At 69.5% G+C, this 21845-nt stretch carries 22 protein-coding genes; 17 read left to right on the forward strand and 5 right to left on the reverse strand.

Features of this window, described 5'->3' with window-relative positions:
- Nucleotides 1–9: 9 nt before the first annotated feature.
- Complete coding sequence (locus tag CDO87_RS05940) at nucleotides 10–609, forward strand: hypothetical protein (RefSeq protein WP_100927925.1); 600 nt, start codon at nucleotides 10–12, stop codon at nucleotides 607–609.
- On the opposite strand, the gene CDO87_RS05945 is transcribed toward CDO87_RS05940, so the two are convergent.
- Entirely contained in the window at nucleotides 588–812 is a 225-nt protein-coding gene (locus tag CDO87_RS05945) for a hypothetical protein (protein WP_100927926.1), read from the reverse strand. The two genes, CDO87_RS05940 and CDO87_RS05945, sit on opposite strands and share 22 nt — an antisense overlap.
- A 90-nt stretch (nucleotides 813–902) precedes the next feature.
- Between CDO87_RS05945 and CDO87_RS05950 the strand changes: the two genes are divergently transcribed.
- The 5 genes from CDO87_RS05950 (at nucleotide 903) to catB (ending at nucleotide 5624) form a co-directional block, all read left to right on the forward strand.
- Nucleotides 903–1721: a LysR family transcriptional regulator gene (locus CDO87_RS05950; protein ID WP_100927927.1), complete on the forward strand. Its 819-nt coding sequence runs from the start codon at nucleotides 903–905 to the stop codon at nucleotides 1719–1721.
- A 63-nt stretch (nucleotides 1722–1784) separates the two neighbouring features.
- Nucleotides 1785–3170, forward strand: coding sequence for an MATE family efflux transporter (locus tag CDO87_RS05955; protein WP_100927928.1), 1386 nt, complete (start codon nucleotides 1785–1787; stop codon nucleotides 3168–3170).
- 128 nt (nucleotides 3171–3298) lie between these two features.
- Nucleotides 3299–3658, forward strand: a complete 360-nt coding sequence (locus tag CDO87_RS05960; protein WP_100927929.1) for a cytochrome c family protein — start codon at nucleotides 3299–3301, stop codon at nucleotides 3656–3658.
- A gap of 105 nt (nucleotides 3659–3763) precedes the next feature.
- Nucleotides 3764–4681 carry a tRNA pseudouridine(55) synthase TruB gene (gene truB / locus CDO87_RS05965; RefSeq protein WP_100927930.1) on the forward strand — a complete coding sequence of 306 codons (918 nt, stop codon included), beginning with the start codon at nucleotides 3764–3766 and terminating at the stop codon, nucleotides 4679–4681.
- Between the two features lie 307 nt (nucleotides 4682–4988).
- Entirely contained in the window at nucleotides 4989–5624 is a 636-nt protein-coding gene (gene catB / locus CDO87_RS05970; protein WP_100927931.1) for a type B chloramphenicol O-acetyltransferase, read from the forward strand.
- A 448-nt stretch (nucleotides 5625–6072) separates the two neighbouring features.
- Here the strand turns inward: catB and CDO87_RS05975 are convergent, their stop codons facing one another.
- The 3 genes from CDO87_RS05975 to CDO87_RS05985 are packed head-to-tail and all read right to left on the reverse strand — an operon-like array spanning nucleotide 6073 to nucleotide 8390.
- Nucleotides 6073–6894: an alpha/beta fold hydrolase gene (locus CDO87_RS05975; RefSeq protein ID WP_100927932.1), complete on the reverse strand. Its 822-nt coding sequence runs from the start codon at nucleotides 6892–6894 to the stop codon at nucleotides 6073–6075.
- Nucleotides 6894–7568: a haloacid dehalogenase type II gene (locus CDO87_RS05980; protein ID WP_100927933.1), complete on the reverse strand. Its 675-nt coding sequence runs from the start codon at nucleotides 7566–7568 to the stop codon at nucleotides 6894–6896. Before CDO87_RS05980 ends, CDO87_RS05975 begins: the two co-directional genes overlap by 1 nt.
- 3 nt (nucleotides 7569–7571) lie before the next feature.
- A complete protein-coding gene (locus CDO87_RS05985; protein WP_100927934.1) occupies nucleotides 7572–8390 on the reverse strand; it encodes an SDR family oxidoreductase in 819 nt (272 codons plus the stop codon).
- A gap of 212 nt (nucleotides 8391–8602) precedes the next feature.
- Between CDO87_RS05985 and CDO87_RS05990 the strand changes: the two genes are divergently transcribed.
- The 9 genes from CDO87_RS05990 to CDO87_RS06030 all read left to right on the forward strand — a co-directional run bounded on the left by CDO87_RS05990 (nucleotide 8603) and on the right by CDO87_RS06030 (nucleotide 18142).
- Nucleotides 8603–9031, forward strand: a complete 429-nt coding sequence (locus CDO87_RS05990) for a peptidylprolyl isomerase (RefSeq protein ID WP_100927935.1) — start codon at nucleotides 8603–8605, stop codon at nucleotides 9029–9031.
- A gap of 616 nt (nucleotides 9032–9647) precedes the next feature.
- Nucleotides 9648–10433, forward strand: a complete 786-nt coding sequence (gene pcaD, locus CDO87_RS05995) for a 3-oxoadipate enol-lactonase (protein WP_100927936.1) — start codon at nucleotides 9648–9650, stop codon at nucleotides 10431–10433.
- Nucleotides 10434–10458: 25 nt separating this feature from the next.
- Nucleotides 10459–11169 (forward strand): alpha/beta fold hydrolase, encoded by a 711-nt coding sequence (locus CDO87_RS06000; protein ID WP_100927937.1) that lies wholly within the window; start codon nucleotides 10459–10461, stop codon nucleotides 11167–11169.
- Between the two features lie 66 nt (nucleotides 11170–11235).
- The gene (locus CDO87_RS06005; protein WP_100927938.1) at nucleotides 11236–12561 is read left to right on the forward strand and encodes an adenylosuccinate lyase family protein; all 1326 of its coding nucleotides are present in this window, start codon (nucleotides 11236–11238) and stop codon (nucleotides 12559–12561) included.
- A gap of 3 nt (nucleotides 12562–12564) precedes the next feature.
- On the forward strand, nucleotides 12565–13770 hold the full coding sequence (locus tag CDO87_RS06010; protein ID WP_100927939.1) for a TCR/Tet family MFS transporter: 1206 nt from the start codon (nucleotides 12565–12567) through the stop codon (nucleotides 13768–13770).
- A 100-nt stretch (nucleotides 13771–13870) separates the two neighbouring features.
- Complete coding sequence (locus CDO87_RS06015; RefSeq protein WP_100927940.1) at nucleotides 13871–14956, forward strand: Zn-dependent alcohol dehydrogenase; 1086 nt, start codon at nucleotides 13871–13873, stop codon at nucleotides 14954–14956.
- Between the two features lie 132 nt (nucleotides 14957–15088).
- Complete coding sequence (locus CDO87_RS06020; protein WP_100927941.1) at nucleotides 15089–16321, forward strand: mandelate racemase/muconate lactonizing enzyme family protein; 1233 nt, start codon at nucleotides 15089–15091, stop codon at nucleotides 16319–16321.
- A gap of 59 nt (nucleotides 16322–16380) precedes the next feature.
- Nucleotides 16381–16713, forward strand: a complete 333-nt coding sequence (locus CDO87_RS06025) for a helix-turn-helix transcriptional regulator (RefSeq protein WP_100927942.1) — start codon at nucleotides 16381–16383, stop codon at nucleotides 16711–16713.
- Nucleotides 16700–18142, forward strand: a complete 1443-nt coding sequence (locus CDO87_RS06030) for an amidase (protein ID WP_100927943.1) — start codon at nucleotides 16700–16702, stop codon at nucleotides 18140–18142. The genes CDO87_RS06025 and CDO87_RS06030 overlap by 14 nt, the downstream gene beginning before the upstream one ends.
- Before the next feature lie 57 nt (nucleotides 18143–18199).
- Here the strand turns inward: CDO87_RS06030 and CDO87_RS06035 are convergent, their stop codons facing one another.
- Nucleotides 18200–20098: an acyl-CoA synthetase gene (locus CDO87_RS06035; protein ID WP_100927944.1), complete on the reverse strand. Its 1899-nt coding sequence runs from the start codon at nucleotides 20096–20098 to the stop codon at nucleotides 18200–18202.
- A gap of 147 nt (nucleotides 20099–20245) precedes the next feature.
- On the opposite strand from CDO87_RS06035, the gene CDO87_RS06040 reads away from it, so the two are divergent.
- A complete protein-coding gene (locus tag CDO87_RS06040) occupies nucleotides 20246–20545 on the forward strand; it encodes a DUF1992 domain-containing protein (RefSeq protein WP_100930853.1) in 300 nt (99 codons plus the stop codon).
- Between the two features lie 56 nt (nucleotides 20546–20601).
- Nucleotides 20602–21792: a bifunctional 2-polyprenyl-6-hydroxyphenol methylase/3-demethylubiquinol 3-O-methyltransferase UbiG gene (locus CDO87_RS06045; RefSeq protein WP_100927945.1), complete on the forward strand. Its 1191-nt coding sequence runs from the start codon at nucleotides 20602–20604 to the stop codon at nucleotides 21790–21792.
- Nucleotides 21793–21845 lie beyond the last annotated feature (53 nt).

Genomic DNA, 21845 nt, shown 5'->3' on the forward strand with positions numbered 1-21845 from the left:
GAGGACCAATTGATCGTCACCACCATCGAGGATGCGCTGAAGCTTCTGCTTGATTGGGTCGGTCGTCCCGACATCGCCATCCCTGAGCGGGACACGACACCCGGCCAGTTGCCGTGGCTGAAGCCCGTGACCGAGGTGTCGGATGCGCTCGGGCCGGATGTGTTCCATTCCGGGCTGCCGCTGCTCCTGACGCAGGACCGGATCTTCCGCCCCGAAGAGCTGCACGCCAGCAGCAACGGCTACATCACCTTCATCGTCGAGAGCCAGGGCGCCTACAGCCTCGGCTACCGCCCCGATTTCCCGGAACGCCTGTTCGTCTCGGGCGACTGGGTGACGGGATCCGAGGAGACCGTTCCCCCGGGCTGGCGCCGCCTCCAGATGACGCCGGAGGATGCGCTCATCATGACGGTGCTGATCAACGGCTTCTTCGGCCTGTCGGGTCAGCTCCGCACGCGGGACGAGCCCGATTTCAACACACTGCCGCCGGAAACCGACGTGCGCGTCTGGCATCACCCGGCCATGGGGGCGCACTGGCCCGGTTTCTGGACCGACAGCGCCAGCAGCATGCTGCACTTCGGCGGTTTCGGTCAGACCCTGATGCGCGCCTGACAGCCGGTCGCGATGGCGCCGCCGTCCTCCGGCAGACCCGCGCCCCGCAGCTTCCGACGCCCGAACAGCGCCGCCCTGAACCGCAGCACCGCGCGCCTGCGCGCCCGGCGCCGGTGGCTTTGTACCCGCGCGGCAAAGCCCGCGGCCTCGGCACTGGCGGCCGCGTCCGGCACGATCCGGAGGATGGGAAAAGGATGGGACATCTCTCACTCCTGAAAGCCTGATGCGATCTGTGCCCAGCCTCCCACGGCAATTTCCTTGAAAATACTGGCGATGCGCGCAAACTGACTTTCATGAATGAAAGTGCGCCCAGCCTCGACGATCTCGCGCTGTTCCTGCTCGTGGCGCAGCACGGCTCCCTCACCGCCGCCGCCAGGCTCTCGGGCACGCCGCTCCCCACGCTCTCCCGCCGCATGACCGCGCTCGAGGCGCAGACCGGCCGTCCGCTCTTTCTGCGCGGCAGGGCGGGTTACGCGCTGACCGGCGAGGGCCGCGCGCTCGCCACCGAGGTCGCCGACCTCTCCGCGCTCCGCCGCCGGGTCGACCGCTTCCTCGACAGCGACACCGGCCCGCGCCGGGTGCGCATCACCGCGGGCTTCTGGACCTCCCGCTTCCTCGCGCAGGCGCTGGCGCCGGACCCGACAGGTCACTGGGTGCCGGAGTTCCTGCCTTCGAATGCCGCCCTCGACCTCGCCCGCCGCGAGGCCGACATCGGCATCCGCAACCGCGCGCCCGATCACCCGTGGCTGGCGCGGCAACGGGCCCGGCCCATCCTCTACGCGGTCTACGGGCTGCCCGGCGCGCCGGACCGCTTCGTCACCCTGCCCGCCAGCGCCGACAAGCCGCCCTCCCAGCGCTGGGTCCACGACCACCACGCCGACCGCATCCTGACCACCGCCAGCGACAGCCGCCTCTGCCTCGACCTCGCGCTGAACGGTTTCGGGCGGATCGTGCTGCCCTGCTTCGCCGGAGACACCGAGCCGGGCCTCGACCGCCTGTCGGAGCCCATCGACGCGCTGACCCACGACGAATGGCTGGTCTCCCACCACGAGGCCCGCCACGATCCCCCGATCCGCGCCGCGCTCGACGCGCTCGCACAGGTGCTGTGCTGAGGGGCGCACGCCCCACGCGCAAACATTCTTGCCTTCGCATCCATTCGCGCCATCTGCGTCGCCATGGCAAACGGCAAGCGAAACCGCGATCTCACCTCCGGCCCCGTCTCCCGCGCACTCTGGCGGGTCTCCGCGCCGATGAGCATCGGCATCCTCGGCACCCTCTCCGTAGGCATCGCCGACAGCGCCTTCCTCGCTCGCGCGGGCTCCGATTCGCTGACCGCCATCGGTTTCGTCTACCCGGTGATCGTCGCGCTCACCTCACTGAGCATCGGCATGGGCGCGGGCACCTCCGCCGTGGTCAGCCAGGCCTTCGGGCGCAACGGCAACGACGACGCCTATGCCGCGCGCCTCGCCCTCCACGCGCTGATCGTCGCGGCGCTGCTGGGCCTCGTCACCGCCACGGCCTTCTACCTCTCCGCCCCCGCGATCTTCTCCCTCATGGGCGCCACCGACGCCGTCCGGGACGAGGCGCTGTCCTTCGTGCCGTGGTGGTGCGCCTCCTTCCCCTTCATGGTCGCCGCCATGGGGCTGAACGCCGTGTTCCGCGCGGGCGGCGAAAGCCACATCTCCGCCACCGTCATGGTCGCGCAGGCGCTCCTCAACATCGCGCTCGACCCGCTGTTCATCTTCGGCGCGGCCTTCATCCCCGCCATGGGGACCGAGGGCGCGGGCATCGCCACCTTCCTCGCCCGCACGCTGGGTTGCCTCGGGCTGGTGATCTTCTCGCTCCGCAGCGGGCGCCTGTCGATCAGCCGGACCTGCCTGAACGGCCTCGGCGAAAGCATGCGCGACATCGCCCGGATCGGCGGCCCCGCCGCGCTCTCGAACGCGATCAACCCGTTGGGCCTGTCGCTTGTCACCTCCGCCGCCGCGATGCTGGGCGATGCCGCCGTCGCGGGCTTCGGCGCCGCCACCCGTGTGCAGTCGCTGCTCTTCGTGCCGATGCTGGCGATGTCGGCGGGGATCGGCCCGGTCGTGGGCCAGGCCTGGGGCGCCGAGAAACACGACCGCGCCCGCGCCGCCACGCGGCTCACCTTCCTCGCCTGCGCGGGCTACGGCGCGCTCTTGGCCGCCGTGCTGTCGGTCGCGGCGCCCACCCTCGCCCACCTGATGACCGACGGAGGCGAGGCCGCCGACCATGCCACCACCTACCTGCGCTGGGGCGCGACAGGCTTCTTCGGCTACGGCATCCTCGTGACCGCCAACGCGGCGATGAACGCCCGCGACCGGGCACTCTGGTCCATGGGCCTCTCGGCCAGCCGCATCGCGCTGGTCTACGTGCCGCTCGCATGGCTGGGCGCCAGCGTGGCGGGCTTTGCGGGCATCGTCGGGGCCTTCGTGCTGTCGAACCTCTGGGCGGTGGCGGGCGCGCTCTGGCTCTGCAACCGCGCGGGCCTCCTGGACCTCTCCGGCCTGAAGGACACCCGCCTCTCCGGCACGACCTGACGGCCCGCCCGCACAGTTCGCCCGGACCCACGCGAACCGGCGATCCCCCGCCGGACCCGCGACCGCGCGGGAACGCCACCACCTCCTCGACGGTTTGTCTTCCAACGATCCCCAGAGGAGACACCGACATGAAACCGCATATCGCCGCCACCGCCCTCTTCCTCAGCGCCGCCCCCGCCGCCGCGCAGGACAACGAGGCGACGCTGGCGTTCAACAACCATTGCCGGACGTGCCATTCCCTCGACGAGGGCGACAACCGCCTCGGCCCCAACCTGTACGGCATCGTCGGGCGAGAGGCCGGCAGCCTGGAGGATTACGGCTATTCCGACGCCCTCGCCCGTGCCGATTTCGCATGGGACGCCGAAACCCTCGACGCCTTCATCGAGGACCCCGACGCCGTGGTCCCCGGCCACAACATGAAGCCCTTCTCCGGCATCGCCGAGGCCGAGACCCGCGCCACCATCGTCGAGGCGCTCTCCGACGGCTGACGCCCGCGGCGGACCACCTGCAAGACCACGGCCCGCGCGCGCCCCGCGATTGACAGGGCGCGGCGCGCTTGCTACCCGGCGCGCCTTACCGCGAAAGGGCAGCACATGGCACGCAAGCGCAAGGGCCGGGACATTTCCGGCTGGCTGATCGTCGACAAACCGGCGGGCATCACGTCCACCGCCGTCGTGAACAAGGTCCGCTGGGCGCTGGAAGCGAAGAAGGCGGGCCATGCCGGCACGCTCGACCCGGAGGCGACGGGCCTTCTGGCCGTGGCCTTGGGCGAGGCGACAAAGACCGTGCCCTACATCACCGACGCGACGAAGGCCTACGCCTTCACCATCCGGCTCGGGCAGGCGACCAACACCGACGACACCGAGGGCGAGGTCACAGCCGAAAGCGATCTCCGCCCCTCGGACGACGAGATCAAGGAGGCGCTGCACGGCTTCGTCGGAGAGATCATGCAGGTCCCGCCGCAGTTCTCGGCGGTGAAGATCGACGGCGAACGCGCCTACAAGCGCGCCCGCGACGGCGAGGAGATGGAGATCGCCGCCCGCCCGCTCTGGGTCGAGGAGCTGGTGCTGACCGACCGCCCCGACGCCGACACCGCCGTGCTGGAAATGACCTGCGGCAAGGGCGGCTATGTCCGCTCCATCGCCCGCGACCTCGGCCAGACGCTCGGCTGCCACGCCCATGTCCTGACGCTGCGCCGCCTCTGGTCCGGACCCTTCGACCTCGAAAACGCCGTGACGCTGGACCAGATCGACGCAGAGGCCCGCACCCCCGCCCTAGACGCCCGGCTCCTGCCGGTCGAGGCGGGGCTGGCCGACCTTCCCGAACTGAAAGCCACCGCCGAGGGCGCGACGCGCCTCAGGAACGGCAACCCGGGCATGGTCCTTGCAGCGGGCGGCATCGAATACGGCGACGAGGCCTGGGCCAGCCACGACGGCCGTCCGGTCGCCGTGGGCCGCTACAAGGCCGGCGAACTCCACCCCGTCCGCGTCTTCAACCTGCCCGACGCCTGACCCTCTGCCGAAACGCCTTGGCGCGCGTCATCCCGGCGCGCGCGAGCGCCGCAAAACGACCTGCGCCCCCCTTCGCCGCAACAGACGCAGCGCCCCCTTGCCACAGCACCATGCCGTCCGGCTTGCGTCCGGTCGCCGTTTCCGTATCCTTCACACGAATTGGACAGGGACATACGCCCGATGAAATCTGCGGACCGAACCATCTGAATCCGTCCCCGCGCTGAAGCCCGGGGAAATTGCGCGCCGCCCTCAGCGGCAGCGCTGGTTTTGCATGTGCGCACACATGCCGATCATTCAGAGGTCCCAGATGAAAAACCACTTCGAAAGCCCTTTCCGGGGCATCACGCTGGACAAGCAGGTCACCAATCCGAACATCCTTGTCGGACGGTTCAGCTACTATTCAGGCTACTATCACGGCCACAGCTTCGACGACTGCGCCCGCTACCTCCTGCCGGACGAGGGCGTCGACCGCCTCCTGATCGGCAGCTTCTGCTCCATCGGATCGGGCGCCGCCTTCATCATGGCGGGCAACCAGGGACACAGGAACGACTGGGTCAGCACGTTCCCCTTCTACTGGATGTCAGACGTGCCGGCCTTTGCGGGCGCCGAAAACGGCTACAGTTCGGCCGGTGACACGGTCATCGGAAACGACGTCTGGATCGGCTCCGAAGCCATCGTCATGCCCGGCGTCAGGATCGGCGACGGCGCGGTGATCGGCACGCGCGCCGTGGTGACGCGGGATGTCGCCCCCTACGCCATCGTCGGCGGAAACCCGGCCCGGGAAATCCGCAAGAGGTTCGACGATGCCCGCATCGCCCTCCTGCTCGAACTCCAATGGTGGGCATGGACGGAAGACCAGTTGCATCAGGCGATGCCCCTCCTCACCAGCGGCGACATCGAAGCGCTGCACGCCCACTGGAGCACGCATATCCGCAACCGCTAGACCGAAGCGCCCGCCATCGATCCGGTGGCGGGCGTCCAACCGTCCGCAATGGGCACGAAGCCCTCATCGCGCTCCGCGCCCTTACTCTGCGTGCACATCTTCATGTCGTGCCAAGGGCAATGCCCCGGCGCCCGTCCCCTATGGGCCAGACCGGGCAAATCCGGCCTGCCGAAAGCGAAGGGCCCGCCGAAACGAACAGCCCAGGCCACCGCCCCGGCCCAACGCCACACGCGCCCCCGCGCTCCGGTCGGGGCGGCGGGGTGGGCGGGTGGGCGACGGCCCGAGCGGGGCACGGGGGCGCGTTTCACGGGGCTCACACCTGAACCACGTCTGCGACGCCTCCCGTTCCCGTGTCCCGCCATGCGGCAGCCACAACGGCGTCACGCGCTGCCAACCGCAGAACACTCAGCCGGCCCGCACATCCACCGCCGGTCATGCCGTTCCCGGATCAGCGCAGCATCCGGATCCAGCGGTGCAGCGCGTCCAGCGCCTCCGGTTCGTCGAGGAAGGGGATGTGCCCCCGCCCCTTCACCTCCACCGCGATCATGTCCGGGCGCCGCGCCTTCATCTCCTCGAAGGTCTCGCGCGACAGCAGGTCGGAGTTCTCGCCCCGCAGCGCACAAAGCGGCAGCCCCTTGAAGGCGTCGAAGAACGGCCAGAGGTCGGCCACCGGCTGCGCTCCGCCGCCCAGCACCGCCTCGCGCAGGTTCGGGTCGTAGGTCAGGCCGACCCCGTCCTCCTCCTGCACGAAGATCCGCTCCGCCTCCTCCAGCCAGCGGCTCTCCGGCACGCCGACGAAGCCGGTCATCAGCTCCGCCCGCCGCGCCGCGACCTCCGCCAGCGTCTTCTGCGGCGGCCTGCGCCCGAGGTAGCCCTTGATGACCTCCAGCCCGGCGTCCGCGATCTCCGGCCCGATGTCGTTCAGCGCCACGCCCATCAGCCGGTCCTTCACCGTCGCGGCCAGCCCCATGGCGATCAGCCCCCCGCGCGAGGTGCCCAGCACGGCGGCCTGCTTCAGCCCGAGGTGATCCAGCAGCTCGACCGTGTCGCGCCCCTCCACCGGGATCGTGTAGGTCGACCAGTCCGCCCAGCCCGACTGCCCCCGCCCGCGATAGTCCGGGCGGATCAGCCGCACGCCCTCCAGATGCGGCGCCACGAAATCGAAATCCCGCCCGTCGCGTGTCAGCCCCGCAAGGCAGACCAGGGGCACACCCTCGCCCTCGTCGCGGTAGAATATCTCCACCCCGTCGGACGTCGTGAAATTCGCCATCACACCCTCTCCGGTATCGTCGTCAGATCCTTCATCACATGGTCGGGCGAAGCCATCAGCCGGTCCATCGGCAAATCGCCGCGGTTCACCCAGACCGTCTCGAAGCCGTAGGCCGCCGCCCCCGCCGCGTCCCAGCCGTTCGACGACACGAACAGCACCTCGCCCGGCGCCACGCCAAAGGCCGTGCCCACCATGTCATAGACCGCACGGGCGGGCTTGAAGACCCGGACCGCCTCCACCGACAGCACCTCGTCGAGGTAGAGCCCCACGCCCGAGGACTCCACCGCCCCTTCCAGCATGTCGCGGCTGCCGTTCGACAGGATCCCCGTCGCGACGCCCTTCGCCTTCAGCGCCGCCAGCATGAAGGGCACCTCGCGGTAGGCGGGCAGTTCCCAGTAGACCGCCAGCAGGCGCTCGCGCAGCTCCGGGTCGTCCAGCCCCGCGCGCTCCATCGCCCAGTCGAGCCCGTCCATCGTCAGGGTCCAGAACGGCACGTAATCGCCCGTCACCGCCCTCAGCCACGAATACTCGAGCTGCTTGCGCCGCCAGTCCTCCGCCACCTGTCCCCAGACCGCCGCCAAGGCCTCGCGCCCCGATTCCTCGGCCACGACACGCGCCGCGGCGGCCACGTCGAAGAGCGTGCCGTAGGCGTCGAACACCACAACCTTCGCCATCCCTCAGCGCTCCAGCCAGGCCTTGAAGGCCGCGTCGTAATCGCCGTGCCAGCGCGACAGCGGCGGGCGGTTCTCCACGATGTCGCCCGCGGCCCAGAGGATGCGCTTCTCGTCCGTCGCCCGGTCCACGTCGTTGTCGGGGCAGAGGATGTAGAAATCGTCCCGGTCCAGTGCCGCCATCAGGAAGTCCACAAGCTGCTCCGCCGTCCAGGCGCCGGCGGGCTTCTCCGTCCGGCCCTGCCGCGTCAGCCCGGTCCAGACGAAGCCCGGGATCAGCAGCCGCGCCTCTACGCGGCAGCCCTCGCGCCCGCGCAGGTCGTGCTGCACGGCTTCGGCAAAGGCCTTCACCCCGGCCTTCGCGGCGTTGTAGGCCGGGTCGCCCGGCGGCGTGGTGATGCCCTGCTTCGACCCGGTCATGACGATCAGCCCCGGCGCGCCGCTGGCGATCATCGCGGGCGCCAGCACCTGTACCGTGTGCACCAGCCCCATCAGGTTGACGTCGATCACCCGGCCCCATGTGCCGCGCTCGTCGAAGACGTCCGATCCGGGCTGGATCGCGGCGTTGGCGAACAGCGCGGAAACCGGGCCAAGCTCGCGCTCCACCCGCACCTTCAGCGCCTCCAGCGCCGCGCGGTCGGTCACGTCCACGGCCACGCCCAGCGCGCCGGTCTCCGCCGCCGCCCGCTCCAGCGCCGGGCCGGGCAGGTCGGCAATCGCCACCTTCATGCCCAGCGCCACCAGCCGCCCCACGATCTCCAGCCCGATGCCCGAGGCCCCGCCCGTCACCACCGCCACGTTGTCCTTCGCCAAGACCGGATGCATGGCAAAACTCCCTTTCTCCGCGGGTCCGGCAGGCGCGGCAAAGCGCCCCGAACCCGGCATTTCCGTCGCCCCGACAGTAGGGCGCACACCCGGTTCTGACCACCGGGTTTGCATCGCGGGCCATGAATCATTATCTTTAGGCATGAGCATGCGAGCCACCCGGGACGCCCCGGCCTCGCCAAACCCGTTTCCAAGACATCAGAGGTACACACATGACGCAGGTCAAAACCGGCGACACAGTTCAATTGCATTACACCGGAACGCTGGCAGACGGCGCCACCTTCGACAGCTCGCGCGGGCGCGATCCGCTGCAGTTCGAAGTGGGCTCCGGCCAGATCATCCCCGGCCTCGACAAGGCCCTGCCCGGCATGACCGTGGGCGAGCAGAAGAAGCTGACGATCCCGGCGGACGAAGCCTACGGCCAGCCCGATCCGAACGCGATGCAGGCCGTGCCGCGTTCCGAGATCCCGGCAGAGATCCCGCTCGACCTCGGCACCCAGCTGCAGGTCCAGACCCCGCAGGGTCAGGTCATGCCGGTGACGGTCGTCGAAGTGAACGAGGAACAGGTCACCCTCGACGCCAACCACCCGCTGGCCGGCAAGGACCTGACCTTCGACATCGAAGTCGTGGGCATCGCCTGAACGGCGGCCACGGACGCCCCGTTCCGGCGGGGTGCCGGCCTCCAGTGCCCGAGACCACACACACGGCCCCGCAGCCCCGCGCTGCGGGGCCGTCTTGTTTTCCCACCCGCACCCGCCGATCCCGGCCGTCGCCCTGCCCCTGCCGGGCAGCGGCTTGGAGGGTGGGCCGCTGAAGCCCGCAGGGGCTTCAGTCGGGGCGCCCGGAAAGCTGCCCGCCGCAACACGACGCGACCGGCGCCGAAGGCAGCCGCCACGACCGCACGACCGACGGGCACGCACGGGAATGCCCCTCGCCCCCGCCCGACCACCGGGCGTTCCAGGGTCGCCCCCCCGTCGCAGCCCGCTTTCCCGCCTTCCTTAACGCCCTCCGTGAACGGAAATTAACCAACCTTGCCAACCGGCCGGAAAGGCCCCCCGAACCGGCCGGTTCGCCCCATAACATCCGGTTAACGTCCCTCCGGCCCGGCGTCGGCTTGTGGCCCGCGCCCCGGCCAACCTCAAGATATGGCCAGCGCCGCGCCACCGGACGCCTCGTTAACCCGCCACACGCCCCTGTCCGCAACACCTTCCGCAGGTCGTCAACCAAGGTTAAACAGGGGGCACACAGGAGGCCCCAATGCAGACAGTCCAGCTCGGCGACACCCGTATCCACTATGCCCTGACCGGCCCGGAGGACGGCACCCCCGTCGTCTTCGCCAACTCGCTCGGCACCGACTTCCGGCTCTGGGACGAGATCCTGCCGATGCTGCCCGGAAACCTGCGAATCCTGCGTTTCGACAAGCGCGGCCACGGCCTCTCCGACACGCCCAAGGGCCCTTATTCCATGGGCGCGCTGATCACCGACACCGAACGCCTGATGGACCATCTCGGGCTGAAAGACACGATCTTCGTGGGCCTCTCCATCGGCGGCATGATCGCACAGGGACTGGCCGCCAAGCGCCTCGATCTGGTGCGCGCCATGGTGCTCTCGAACACCGCCGCCAAGATCGGCACGCGCGACATGTGGGCCGAACGCATCGCCAATGTCGAAAAGGCCGGCCTCGCCGACATCGTCGATCCCACGATGGACCGCTGGTTCTCCAAGCCCTTCCACCAGACCGACGAATTCCCCGCCTGGCGCAACATGTTCCTGCGCACCCCGGCCGAGGGCTGGACCGGCTGCGCCGCCGCCATCTCAGGCACCGATTTCATGAGTTCCACCAGCGGGTTGCGCCTGCCGACGCTGGCCATCGCCGGATCCGAGGACGGCTCCACCCCGCCCGATCTGGTGTTCGAAACCGCCGACCTGATCCCCGGCAGCCAGAAGCACCTGATCCGTAACGCCGGTCATCTGCCCTGCGTGGAACAGCCCGAGGAATACGCCCGCGTCCTCACCGATTTCCTGAAGGCCCAGTGCGCATGACCGGCATGACGGGACAATCCGCCTGATGGCCCGCTTCCTGCTGATCCACGGCGCGGCCCACGGCGCATGGTGCTGGCGCGACGTGATCCCGGCGCTCGAGACGCTGGGACACGAGGCCCGCGCCATCGACCTGCCCGGCCACGGCGACGACCCCACCCCGATCGAGCAGACCACGCTCCACGACTTTGGCCAGGCCATCGTCGACGCGCTGACCGAACCCGCCGTGGTCGTCGGCCACTCCATGGGCGGCTACTCCATCACCCAGGCCGCCGAGATCGACCCGGCCAACATCCGGCGCCTCGTCTACCTCTGCGCCTACACGCCCTGGCCGGGGCACAGCCTCGCACAGATGCGGATGCAGGCGGACGAACAGCCGCTGGTGCCGCTGATCCGCCTCTCGGACACCAAGCTCAGCTTCACCTTCGACCTCTCCGGGGGCACCGGCAACTTCTACCACGACTGCCCGCCCGGCACCGACGCCTACGCACTGCCCCGTCTCTGCGCCGAATCCACCGCGGCCTCCGGCACGGCCATCGCCCTGTCGCAAAAGTCGCAGGCCCTGCCGCGCAGCTACATCATCTGCACCGAAGACCGCGCCATCCCCCCGGATTTCCAACGCAAAATGGCCGAACGCTTCGCCCCCGAAGACGTGTTTTCGTTGCAAAGCTCCCACTCTCCGTTCTTCTCCATGCCGGGGGACCTTGCGTCTCTGCTTCACAAAATCGTTGCAATGTGACAGAGACCCCGGACTTCGGATGCCGCCACGCAAACCTGCGGCGCACGGAGGACAAAGGAACACGACATGCCCGCAACGCCCTTCGACAGCGCCCACCTGTCCGGTCTTTTCCCGACCGGTGAAACCGCGCGGCTGTTCTCCGACAGCGCCGAGGTCCGGGCGATGATGCTGGTCGAAGGCGCGCTGGCGCAGGTGCAGGGCGCCACGGGCGTGATCCCCGAAACCGCCGCCGCCGCGATCCACCGCGCATCGCTCGAATGCCAGGTCGATCCCGTGGGGCTGGCCAAGGCCACGGCGCAGAACGGCGTGATGACACCTGCACTGGTCGCCGCCTTCCGCGAGGCGATGATGGCCCCCGAGCATGCGCAGTACCTGCATTGGGGCGCGACATCGCAGGACATCCAGGACACCGGGCTGATGCTGCGGCTGAGGCAGGCGCTGGCGCTGCAGGAGGACCGGCTGAAGGCCACGCTGAAAGGGCTGGCAAAGCTTGCAGGCGATCACGCCGAGACGCCGATGGCCGCCCGCACCTACGGCCAGCACGCGACGCCCACCGCCTTCGGCGCGCAGGTCGCGCAATGGGGCTGGCCGCTGCTGACCGCGCTCGAGGACCTGCCCCGCGTGCGCGCCCAGCTTTTCGTGTCCCTGTCCGGCGCGGCAGGCACCGCATCCGCCCTCGGCCCCGATCCCGTGGCCCTGCGCGCCGCGCTGGCCGAAAAGCTGGGCCTGAACGATCCCGGCCACGCCTGGCACACCGACCGCACGCCCGTGCTGACCATCGCCGGGTGGTTCGCCCGCACCGCGCTGGCCGCGGGCAAGATGGGTGAGGACCTCGTTCTCGCCACCCAGTCCGGCCTATCCGAGGTCCGCCTCGGCGGTGCCGGGGCCTCATCCACCATGCCGCAGAAACAGAACCCGGTTGCGCCCTCCGCCATGGTTGCGCTGGCCCGCCACGTGCAGGGCCTGTCCGCCACTCTGGACGGCGCGGCCCTGCACCGGCAGCAGCGCGACGGCGCCACGTGGTTCACCGAATGGCTGACCCTGCCGCAGCTGGTGCTGGCAGCGTCCGCCGCGTTGACACTTATGCAAGACTTGTCAGAGACACTCTCTCCCGACACGAGCGCCATGCAGACGACGCTCGACGCCACCGGCGGCCTCCTGATCGCCGAGGCACTCTCCTTCGCCCTGACCGACCGGATGCCCCGGCCACAGGCGCAGGCCGCCGTCAAGGACCTCATCAAATCGGCCCAAACCTCCGGCACGCCGCTGACCGACGCGGCCCGTGCGGAATGGCCCGACCTGCCGGCGGACCTCTTCGACGCGACCCGCCAGCTCGGGACCGCCCCGGACGAGGCCCGCGCCTTCGCCGCTGCCGTGACAAAGGCGATCTGACCCTTGCGCCTGCCCGTCCTCTTCCTCCTCATCACCGTGGCCATCGACGCCATGGGCATCGGCCTGATCCTCCCGGTCATGCCGGACCTGATCGAGGAAGTCTCCGGCCGCGGCCTCTCCGGCGCGGCGCTCTGGGGCGGGGTCCTGGGCACGGTCTTCGCGGCGATGCAGTTCCTGTTTGCGCCGCTTCTGGGCGCGCTGTCTGACACCTACGGGCGCAAACCCATCCTGCTGGGCACGCTGGCGCTGATGGTCGTGGACTACGCGGTGATGGGCATGACCCACAGCCTCGTGGTGCTGCTGATCGCCCGGATCATCGGCGGCTTCGCCTCCGCCACGCATTCCACCGCCTTCGCCGCCATGGCCGACCTCTCCCCGCCGGAGAAACGCTCCGCCGCCTTCGGGCTGATCGGCGCGGCCTTCGGACTGGGCTTCGTCCTCGGCCCCACCATCGGCGGCCTTCTGGGAGAGTTCGGGACCCGCGCGCCCTTCTGGGCCGCCGCCGTGCTGGCCGCGCTTAACACGATCCTCGGCCTGCTCGCCTTCCCCGAGACCATCAAGCCCGAGAACCGCCGCCGCTTCCGCCTGCGTGAAGCCAACCCGTTCAGCGCCTTCCTCATCATGACGCGCGTGCCGGGCATCCGCCGCGGGCTGGCGATCATGTTCCTCTACCACGTGGCCTTCGCGGTCTATCCTTCCGTCTGGGCGTTCTTCGGCCATGCGCAGTTCGGCTGGTCCAGCGCGATCATCGGCACCACCCTCGGCGCCTTCGGCCTGTCCTTCGCCTTCGTGCAGGCGGGGGTGATCCGGCTCCTGCTCAGGCGGTTCGGAGAATCGGGGACGGTGGTCTTCGGCCTCCTGTGCGCCGCCATCGCCTACGCGCTGATCCCCTTCCTCGACAACACCCGCACGGTGCTGGCGCTGATCCCGCTCGCGGCACTCGGCGGCACCTTCGGCCCGGCGATGCAGGGCATGATGAGCCAGAGCCTCGGCGACGACCGGCAGGGGGCGCTGCAGGGCCTGCTGACCTCAACCGCCGCGCTGGCCGCCGCCGTCTCGCCGATCATGATGACCTCCGTCTTCGCCGCCTTCACGGCGCCGGAACGGGCCGATCCCTTCCCCGGTGCGCCGTTCCTCGTGTCGCTCGGGCTGATCGTCGTGGCGCTGACGCTGTTCCTCACCCGCGCGCCCAGACACGCGGTCGCCTGAAAACCCCGGCCTCATTCGCCCTTCTGCCGCCCCCATGTCGTTTTCCGGCTTGAACCCCGGGACGAGGCGGTGAACCCTCCGGGAAAACAGGGAGACTGGGATGACACGCATCCGCGCGGCGGTCTGCACCGCCTTCAACGCGCCTCTGACGATCGAGGACCTCGATCTGCGCGCCCCCGGAACCGGCGAGATCGAGGTCACGCTGGAGGCGGTCGCCATCTGCCATTCCGACATCTCCTACGCCGACGGCGCATGGGGCGGCGACCTTCCGGCCGTCTACGGCCACGAGGCCTCCGGCCGCATCACCGCGCTCGGCGATGGCGTGAAGGGCCTCTCCGAAGGCGACCGGGTCGTGGTCACGTTGATCCGTTCCTGCGGGGCCTGCGTGAACTGCAACTCGGGCAAGCCGACGATCTGCGAAAACCAGGGCGGACGCCCCTCGCCCCTGTCCCGCCCCGACGGCACCCCGGTCGTGCAGGCGATGAACTGCGGCGCCTTCGCCGAGCGCGTCGTCGTGGATCAGAGCCAGGTCGTGCCGCTCCCCGAAACCCTGCCCGCCGAGGGCGTCTGCCTCCTGGCCTGCGGCGTCATCACCGGCATCGGCGCGGTGGTCAACGCCGGCCGCCTGCGCGCCGGAGAGGACGTGGTGGTGATCGGCGCCGGCGGCGTCGGCCTGAACGCCATCCAGGGCGCCCGCATCGCCGGCGCCCGCCGCATCGTCGCCGTCGACATGTCGGAGGCCAAGCTGGAGATCGCCCGCGAATTCGGCGCCACCGATGCCGTGCTGGGCACGTCGAAGGCCCCGTGGAAAGCCGCGTTGAAGGCCCTCGGAAAGGGCGCCGACGTGGTCGCCGTGACCGTCGGCGCCATCCCGGCCTACGAACAGGCGATGCGCTACCTCGGCTGGGGCGGACGCTTGGTCATGGTCGGCATGCCCCATACCGGCGCCATGGCTCAGTACGAACCCGTCGTCCCCGCCTACACCGGCCAGCAGATGATCGGCTCCAAGATGGGCGACGTGGTGATCCGCCGCGACATCCCCTGGATGGCCGACCTCTACCGCCAGGGCCGCCTCAAGCTCGACGAACTGGTCTCCGGGCGCTGGTCCCTCGACCAGATCAACGAGGCCATCGCCGACACCAAGACCGGCGGCGCCCGCCGCAACGTCATCCTCTTCGACACCTGACCCCACACAGGTCACGCCGCCCCGCCCCTTCATCTTGGCAGAAATACCTCGGAGGGGGTCCGGGGGAGGCAGCGCCTCTCCCGGCCGGTCGGGTCGCGGAACGCGGCCCGAAACCATGCAGGAGCACAGCCCATGATCCTCAAGGACCTCGACATCATCGTCACCGCCCCGCCGCACCCCGGCTGGGGGGGCCGCTACTGGATCCTCGTCAAGCTCACCACCGGCGACGGCATCACCGGATGGGGCGAATGCTACGCCGCCTCGGTGGGTCCCAAGGCCATGACCGCGGTGATCGAGGATGTCTTCAAGCGCTACGTCGAGGGCGAGTCCGCCGAGAACATCGAACGCATGTTCCGCCGCGCCTATTCCTCGGGCTTCACCCAGCGCCCCGACCTCACCGTCATGGGCGCCTTCTCGGGGCTCGAGATCGCCTGCTGGGACATCCTCGGCAAGGCGCGCGGGCGCCCGGTCTGGGCGCTGATGGGCGGGCTGATGAACGAACGCATCCGCGCCTACACCTACCTCTACCCGCTGGCGCAGCATAACCTCGCCGACTTCTGGACCGCGCCCGACCAGGCCGCCGAGGCCGCCGCCGACTGCGTCGCGCGCGGGTTTACCGCGGTGAAGTTCGACCCCGCCGGCCCCTACACCATGCGCGGCGGTCACCAGCCCGCGATGTCCGACATCACCCGTTCCGTGGCCTTCTGCAGCCACGTGCGCGAGGCGGTGGGCGACCGGGCGGACCTGCTCTTCGGCACGCACGGGCAGTTCACCACGGCGGGCGCCATCCGGCTCGGGCAGGCGATCGAGCCTTACAATCCCCTGTGGTACGAGGAACCGATCCCGCCCGACAACCTGCTCGAGTTCGCCCAGGTCGCAAGCCAGGTCCGCATCCCCATCGCCACCGGCGAGCGCATGACCACCCGGTCGGAATTCGCCACCCTCCTGCGCACCGGCGGGGCAAAGATCCTGCAACCGGCGCTTGGCCGCGTCGGCGGTCTCTGGGAGGCGCGCAAGCTGGCCGCGCTGGCGGAGTCGTTCAATGCCGAGATGGCCCCCCACCTCTATGCCGGTCCGGTCGAATGGGCCGCCAACATCCAGCTCGCCGCCTGCATCCCCAACCTGCTGATCGCCGAAACCATCGAGACCGATTTCCACCACCGGCTGATCAAGGGATCGATCCGGGAGGAAAACGGCTTTGTCGCAGCGCCCACCGCCCCCGGGCTCGGCATCGAGGTGGACGAGGACCTTGCCCGCGCCCATCCCTACACCGGCAACGATCTGCATCTCCAGATGCAGGATGAGCCCTGCAACTATGCGGAAGGCAACCGATTCCAGGGTGGCGCGCCCGCCCATGACGAGTAATCTCGCATTTTCCGAATCACCCGGCTATACAGTCCCGAGACCGGACCCAGGACCTGACCATGGACCAGAAAGCCCCCCCGGCGCCGCCGGAAGAAATGGAAGCCAACGCCCGCAACGCCTCTGCGTTCCTCAAGACGCTGGCGCATGAAGGCCGCCTGATGATCCTCTGCCATCTGGGCGGGGGCGAGAAATCCGTCGGCGAGCTGGAAGAACTCCTGGGCATCCGTCAGGCCGCGGTCAGCCAGATGCTCGCCCGCCTGCGCGAAGAGGGGCTGGTGGTCACCCGGCGCGAGGGCAAGACGATCTACTACAGCCTCGCGAACGAGAACACCTCGCGCGTGATCGCTCTGCTCTACGAGATGTTCTGCGCAGCGCCCGATGCCGACTGCTGAGACGGCGGGCTTCACCGGACCCGACCTCTGCCGCCTGACGGCGCGCGACGTGGTGGCCCTGCTGAAATCGGGTCAGGTCTCCACCGCCGAACTGATCGACGCCAGCCTGAACCGCATCGCGCAGACCTCTCCCGCGATCAACGCCATGGTCACCACCTGCGGCGACCGCGCCCGTGACGCACAGCCTGACCGCGACAGCCTGCTGGCGGGCCTGCCCGTCGGCATCAAGGACCTGACCGATGTCGCGGGCGTGCGCACCACCTACGGCACCCCGGCGCTCGCCGACAACGTGCCAAAGGCCTCCGATCCGATGGTCCTGCGCATGGAGGCGCGCGGCGCGGTGGTGATCGGCAAGACCAACACCCCGGAAATGGGCGCAGGCGCCAACACCTTCAACGCCGTCTTCGGCGCCACCCGCAACCCGTGGGACACGCGCATGAACCCCGGCGGATCGTCGGGCGGGGCTGCGGCGGGCCTTGCCACCGGCGAAGTCTGGCTGAGCCAGGGCTCCGACCTCGGCGGCTCGCTCCGCACCCCGGCCAGCTATTGCGGTGTCGTGGGGCTGAGGCCATCGCCGGGACTGGTCGCCTCGGCTGCCGGGGCGGACGCTTTCGACGCCTTCGGTGTCGACGGTCCCATGGCCCGGAACGTGGCGGACGTGGCGCTCTTCCTCGACGCGATGACGGGCTTCGACCCGGTTTCCCCCCTTTCGCATCCGCCCTCGACGGACAGCTACCTGGGCGCCTGCCTCGCAGCGCCGGGCCATGTCCGTATCGCCTTCTCGCCGGACCTCGGCGGGCTCGCCCCCGTCACGTCCGACATGGCGCAGATCCTCGCCCGGGCCGTCGCGCGGGTTCAGGCCCCCGATGTCGCGGTGGAGGAGCATCAGCCGGACACCCGCGGTCTCGACCACGCCTTCCGCACCTTCCGCGCGCTCGGCATGTGGACGTCGCATCAGGTCCGGCCAAAGCGCATCTCGCAGCACTTCAAACCGACGCTGGCCGAGAACATCCGCACCGGCGGCACGTTGACCGTCGACGACATCGCCAGGGCAAACGTGACCCGGTCGCGGCTTTACGCGCAGATGCGCGGGCTGTTCGGCAGGTTCGACGTGCTGGCCTGTCCCGTCACCGGGCTGGCCCCGCTGCCGTCAGAGGTCGAGTATCCCACCGAAGTCGCCGGTCAGCCCTGCCGCGATTACCTCGACTGGCTCAGCTTCGCCTTCCTCGCGTCCACATGCGGCCTGCCCGCGCTGTCGCTGCCGGTGGGGTCGACCTCCGGCGGCCTGCCGGTCGGGCTGCAACTGATCGGCCCGCCGCGCGGCGAGGCGCGGCTGCTTCAGGTTGCCCGCCGCCTGGAAGAGGCGCTGGCCCTGCCGCTGGCGCCCATCGACCCCATCGTGCGCCACGACGACACCCAAGCGGCGTGACAGACCCTTGCTGGGTCCGTCATCTGCACGCAGAGGAACCGCAGGAAGCGGCGCGCCTCACTCCGCCGCCACGTCCTCCTCGACCCATTCCCACGGACGGGTGAAGCCGCCCAGCACCGCGCCGACCTCGGCCTCGGTGTTGCCGTTCGGCGCCACCTGCGCCACCAGCCCGCGCGACTTGTCGTCGACGACCTTCTCGACCCGCGCAGCAACACCGGCCTTTTCCAGCGCGCCGTTGTAGACGCGCGTGATCGCCAGCTTGCGCAGGTCGGGCTTGAAGACCTTGCCGACCGCCGTCTTGGGCAGTTCGTCGAGGATGGTCATGTGCTTGGGATGCGCGGCGCGTTCGTGGACGTGCACCTTCGCATGTTCCAGCAGCTCTTCCTCGGTCACGGTTGCACCGGCGACCAGTTCCACGAAGGCGCAGGGCAGTTCGCCCGAATGCGCGTCCGGCTGGCCGATGGCCCCGGCAAAGGCCACCGCCGGGTGCGCCAGCAGCGCCTCCTCGATCTCGGCGGGGTCGATGTTGTGGCCGCCCCGGATGATCAGGTCCTTCGCCCGCCCGGTGATCCACAGGTAGCCGTCCGCGTCCAGCCGCCCCAGGTCGCCGGTGCGCAGGTGCGTGCCCCAGTGGAACAGGTCGACGTTCTTGGGCTCTTCCGTGTAGGTCTTCCCGGCGTAGACGCCCGGGTTCGACACGCAGATCTCGCCGATCTCGTCCGTGCCGCAGATCACCGGCTGGCCGTCGCGCACCTTCGTTATCTTCACGTCGGTGTAGGGGAAGGGAATGCCGACGGAGCCGACCTTCTTCTCGCCCTCGGGCGGGTTGACCGACACGAGGCAGGTCGCCTCCGTCAGCCCGTAGCCTTCGCAGATCGTCACGCCGCAGGCGCTCTCGAACCGCTTGAACAGCTCCAGCGGCATCGGGGCAGAGCCGGAGAACGCCGTCTTGATCGACGAGATGTCCGCATCCACCTTGCGCTGCATCAGCGCCGAGACGGCGGTCGGGACGGTGATCACGAACGTGGTCTTCCAGCGCTCGCAGAGCTTCCAGAAGTTGTCCATCACACCTTCGCCGCGATAGCCGGCGGGCGTCGGGAACACGACATGCGCCCCCGAGCAGACCATCGCCATCAGGATGACGTGGCACGCGAAGACGTGGAACAGCGGCAGAGGGCACATCACGCTGTCTTCCTCGGTGAACAGCAGAGTGTCGCCAAGCCAGCCGTTGTAGATCATCCCCGAATAGAGGTGCTGCGCCACCTTCGGCATGCCCGTGGTGCCGCCGGTGTGGAAGTAGGCCGCCACCCGGTCCTTGCCGCCGTCCTCGAGTGTCAGCGTCTTGGGCTGCTTCTTCATCTCCGCGCGGAAGCACTTGTAGTCCGCGTGCCGCGTGCCCGGCATCTTCGGACGGATCAGCGGCACGATCCACTTCTTCGGCGGCGTCAGGTAGCGGTTGAGGTCGACCTCCAGCACCGTGTGCACGTTGGGCGCATGGCGCACGGCCTCCTGCACCTTCTGCGGCACGTCGGTCTTCGGGAAGGGCTTCAGCGTCACCACCACCTTGGCGCCGGTCTCGCGCAGGATGGCGCCGATCTGCTCCGGCTCCAGAAGCGGGTTCACCGGGTTCACGATGCCCGCCACCATGCCACCCAGCAGGGTCGAAACCGCCTCGTTGCAGTTCGGCAGGACGTAGGCGATCACGTCCGTCTCCTCGATGCCGAGGCTGCGGAACAGGTTCGCGGCCTGTGCGGTGCGGTCCCGCACCTCGGCCCAGGTCATCGTCTCGGCCTTGTCCTTCGGTCCCGACAAAAGCTGGTAGCTGACCGCCGGGCGCTGCGGGAACTTGTCCGCCGTCCGGCAAAGCTGGGCCCAGACCGTCTTCGGCAGCCCCAGATCGTGCCAGGCGCCCTGCGATTCGATGGCGTTGCGGTCGTCCATGGTGGCGTAGCCCATGAGCGCATTCTCCTCCCCTAGTCCTCACCTCCAGTCTTGGCCTTCCCTGGTGCATCGCGCAAGAGCAGTGGACGTCGGGGAAAACACCCGGTGACGCTGCGTTCCAGAGATCTGGGCAACGCGCAGGTCACGGTTTATGTTGGGATCATGGACCATCCCCTGATCGACCTCATCTCTGCAAAGATCCGCGCGGCCGAGGCGGAAGGCGCGTTCGACAACCTGCCGGGCGCGGGCAAACCCCTGCCGCCCTGCGACGATCCGGAGAACGCCGTCCTCAACCGGATCATGAAGGAAAACGGCGCCGTGCCTGAGGCGGTCTCCGTCTCGAAGGAACTGGCCCGCCTCCGCGAGGAACTGCGCGAGACCGGCGACCGGACCGAACGGCAACGGATCATGCGCGACATGGCCCTGCTGGAAACCCGGCTGGAGATCGCCAGGCGCCGCTAGGGCTGGCCATCGCGGGCGCGATCGGGCAGGACACTGCGGCAGTCGGAGGGCAAGGCATGGTCACGGTCAAGGAACAGTACGAGGTCTATCCCTACCCCGCCCGAGACCCGGAGGACGAGCGCACGCGCCTGATCACCGGCTCCCCCTCAAGGCCCACCGAAATCGACCACCACCTGTTCGGCGGCGCGCGCGACTGGTCGCAGCCGCTGCGCGTGCTGGTGGCCGGCGGCGGCACGGGCGACGCGCTGATCCAGCTGGCCACGCTGATGACAAAGGCCGGTGCACCCTACGAGATCACCTACCTCGACCTCTCCACCGCCTCGCGCGGGATCGCCGAGGCACGGGCCAAGGTGCGCGGCCTCACGGGCATCACCTTCCACACCGGCAGCCTGCTCGACGCCGGGGACTTCGGGCCCTTCGACTACATCGACTGCTGCGGCGTGCTGCACCACCTGCCCCGCCCGGAGGACGGCTTTGCCGCGCTGCGGGGCGCGCTGGCACCGGGGGGCGGCATGGGTTTCATGGTCTATGCGCCCTACGGCCGATCCGGGGTCTATCCCCTGCAGGAGGCGTTCGGCGCACTGCTGGACGGTCTGCCGCCAGAGCAGCGCCTCGCCCGCGCGAAGGAGATCGTCGCCGCGCTGCCGAAGGGCCACCCCTTCGCGTCGAACCCGCTGCTGATGGACCACGAACAAAGCGACGCGGGCTTCTACGACCTGCTCCTGCACAGCACCGATACGCCCTTCGACGTGGCGCGCCTGCTGGACACCTGCGCCACGACCGGCTGGCGCCTGCAGGGCTTCGTCACGCCCGCCCTCTACGACCTGTCGCGCATTGCGGAGGTCCCGGCGGGGATGGACTCGGACACCGCCATGGCCGTGGCAGAGAAGCTGCGCGGCACGATCCGCAAGCATGTGGGCTACCTTGTGCCCGCCGACGAGGACCGCCCTCTTCCAAAACCCGGCCGCGCTTCACTGGTGCCGCGCCTGCAACTGCCGCACCGGCAACTGGCGCAGGCCGTGGCACGCGGTCAGACCCCGCCGGTGGAGGTCGATGGCGTCAAGGACAAGCTCGCCCTCCCGCCCGAGGCCGCACCGCTGATCGCCGCCGCAGACGGGCGCACGCCGCTGTCGCGCATTGCCGCCGGCGCCGGGCTGGACCCGCTGCGCTTCGGCGCTCTCTGGGGCAAGGTGCACCGGGAGCTGACGGACTGGGGGCTGCTGCATTACAGCGGCTTCGGGCTCTGACGGTTTGATTTCCGGCGGCGCGCGATAGATCATCCGGCAAGGATCTGCCCCCG

It is taken from the genome of Sagittula sp. P11 (genome assembly GCF_002814095.1).
Taxonomy (GTDB): Bacteria; Pseudomonadota; Alphaproteobacteria; order Rhodobacterales; family Rhodobacteraceae; genus Sagittula.

Coding starts and splice junctions, on each gene's coding strand:
- CDO87_RS05945 (WP_100927926.1), bottom strand. CDS start 812: ATGTCCCATCCTTTTCCCATCCTCCGGATCGTGCCGGACGCGGCCGCC.
- CDO87_RS05950 (WP_100927927.1), top strand. CDS start 903: ATGAATGAAAGTGCGCCCAGCCTCGACGATCTCGCGCTGTTCCTGCTC.
- CDO87_RS05955 (WP_100927928.1), top strand. CDS start 1,785: ATGGCAAACGGCAAGCGAAACCGCGATCTCACCTCCGGCCCCGTCTCC.
- CDO87_RS05960 (WP_100927929.1), top strand. CDS start 3,299: ATGAAACCGCATATCGCCGCCACCGCCCTCTTCCTCAGCGCCGCCCCC.
- truB (WP_100927930.1), top strand. CDS start 3,764: ATGGCACGCAAGCGCAAGGGCCGGGACATTTCCGGCTGGCTGATCGTC.
- catB (WP_100927931.1), top strand. CDS start 4,989: ATGAAAAACCACTTCGAAAGCCCTTTCCGGGGCATCACGCTGGACAAG.
- CDO87_RS05975 (WP_100927932.1), bottom strand. CDS start 6,894: ATGGCGAATTTCACGACGTCCGACGGGGTGGAGATATTCTACCGCGAC.
- CDO87_RS05980 (WP_100927933.1), bottom strand. CDS start 7,568: ATGGCGAAGGTTGTGGTGTTCGACGCCTACGGCACGCTCTTCGACGTG.
- CDO87_RS05985 (WP_100927934.1), bottom strand. CDS start 8,390: ATGCATCCGGTCTTGGCGAAGGACAACGTGGCGGTGGTGACGGGCGGG.
- CDO87_RS05990 (WP_100927935.1), top strand. CDS start 8,603: ATGACGCAGGTCAAAACCGGCGACACAGTTCAATTGCATTACACCGGA.
- pcaD (WP_100927936.1), top strand. CDS start 9,648: ATGCAGACAGTCCAGCTCGGCGACACCCGTATCCACTATGCCCTGACC.
- CDO87_RS06000 (WP_100927937.1), top strand. CDS start 10,459: ATGGCCCGCTTCCTGCTGATCCACGGCGCGGCCCACGGCGCATGGTGC.
- CDO87_RS06005 (WP_100927938.1), top strand. CDS start 11,236: ATGCCCGCAACGCCCTTCGACAGCGCCCACCTGTCCGGTCTTTTCCCG.
- CDO87_RS06015 (WP_100927940.1), top strand. CDS start 13,871: ATGACACGCATCCGCGCGGCGGTCTGCACCGCCTTCAACGCGCCTCTG.
- CDO87_RS06020 (WP_100927941.1), top strand. CDS start 15,089: ATGATCCTCAAGGACCTCGACATCATCGTCACCGCCCCGCCGCACCCC.
- CDO87_RS06025 (WP_100927942.1), top strand. CDS start 16,381: ATGGACCAGAAAGCCCCCCCGGCGCCGCCGGAAGAAATGGAAGCCAAC.
- CDO87_RS06030 (WP_100927943.1), top strand. CDS start 16,700: ATGCCGACTGCTGAGACGGCGGGCTTCACCGGACCCGACCTCTGCCGC.
- CDO87_RS06035 (WP_100927944.1), bottom strand. CDS start 20,098: ATGGGCTACGCCACCATGGACGACCGCAACGCCATCGAATCGCAGGGC.
- CDO87_RS06040 (WP_100930853.1), top strand. CDS start 20,246: ATGGACCATCCCCTGATCGACCTCATCTCTGCAAAGATCCGCGCGGCC.
- CDO87_RS06045 (WP_100927945.1), top strand. CDS start 20,602: ATGGTCACGGTCAAGGAACAGTACGAGGTCTATCCCTACCCCGCCCGA.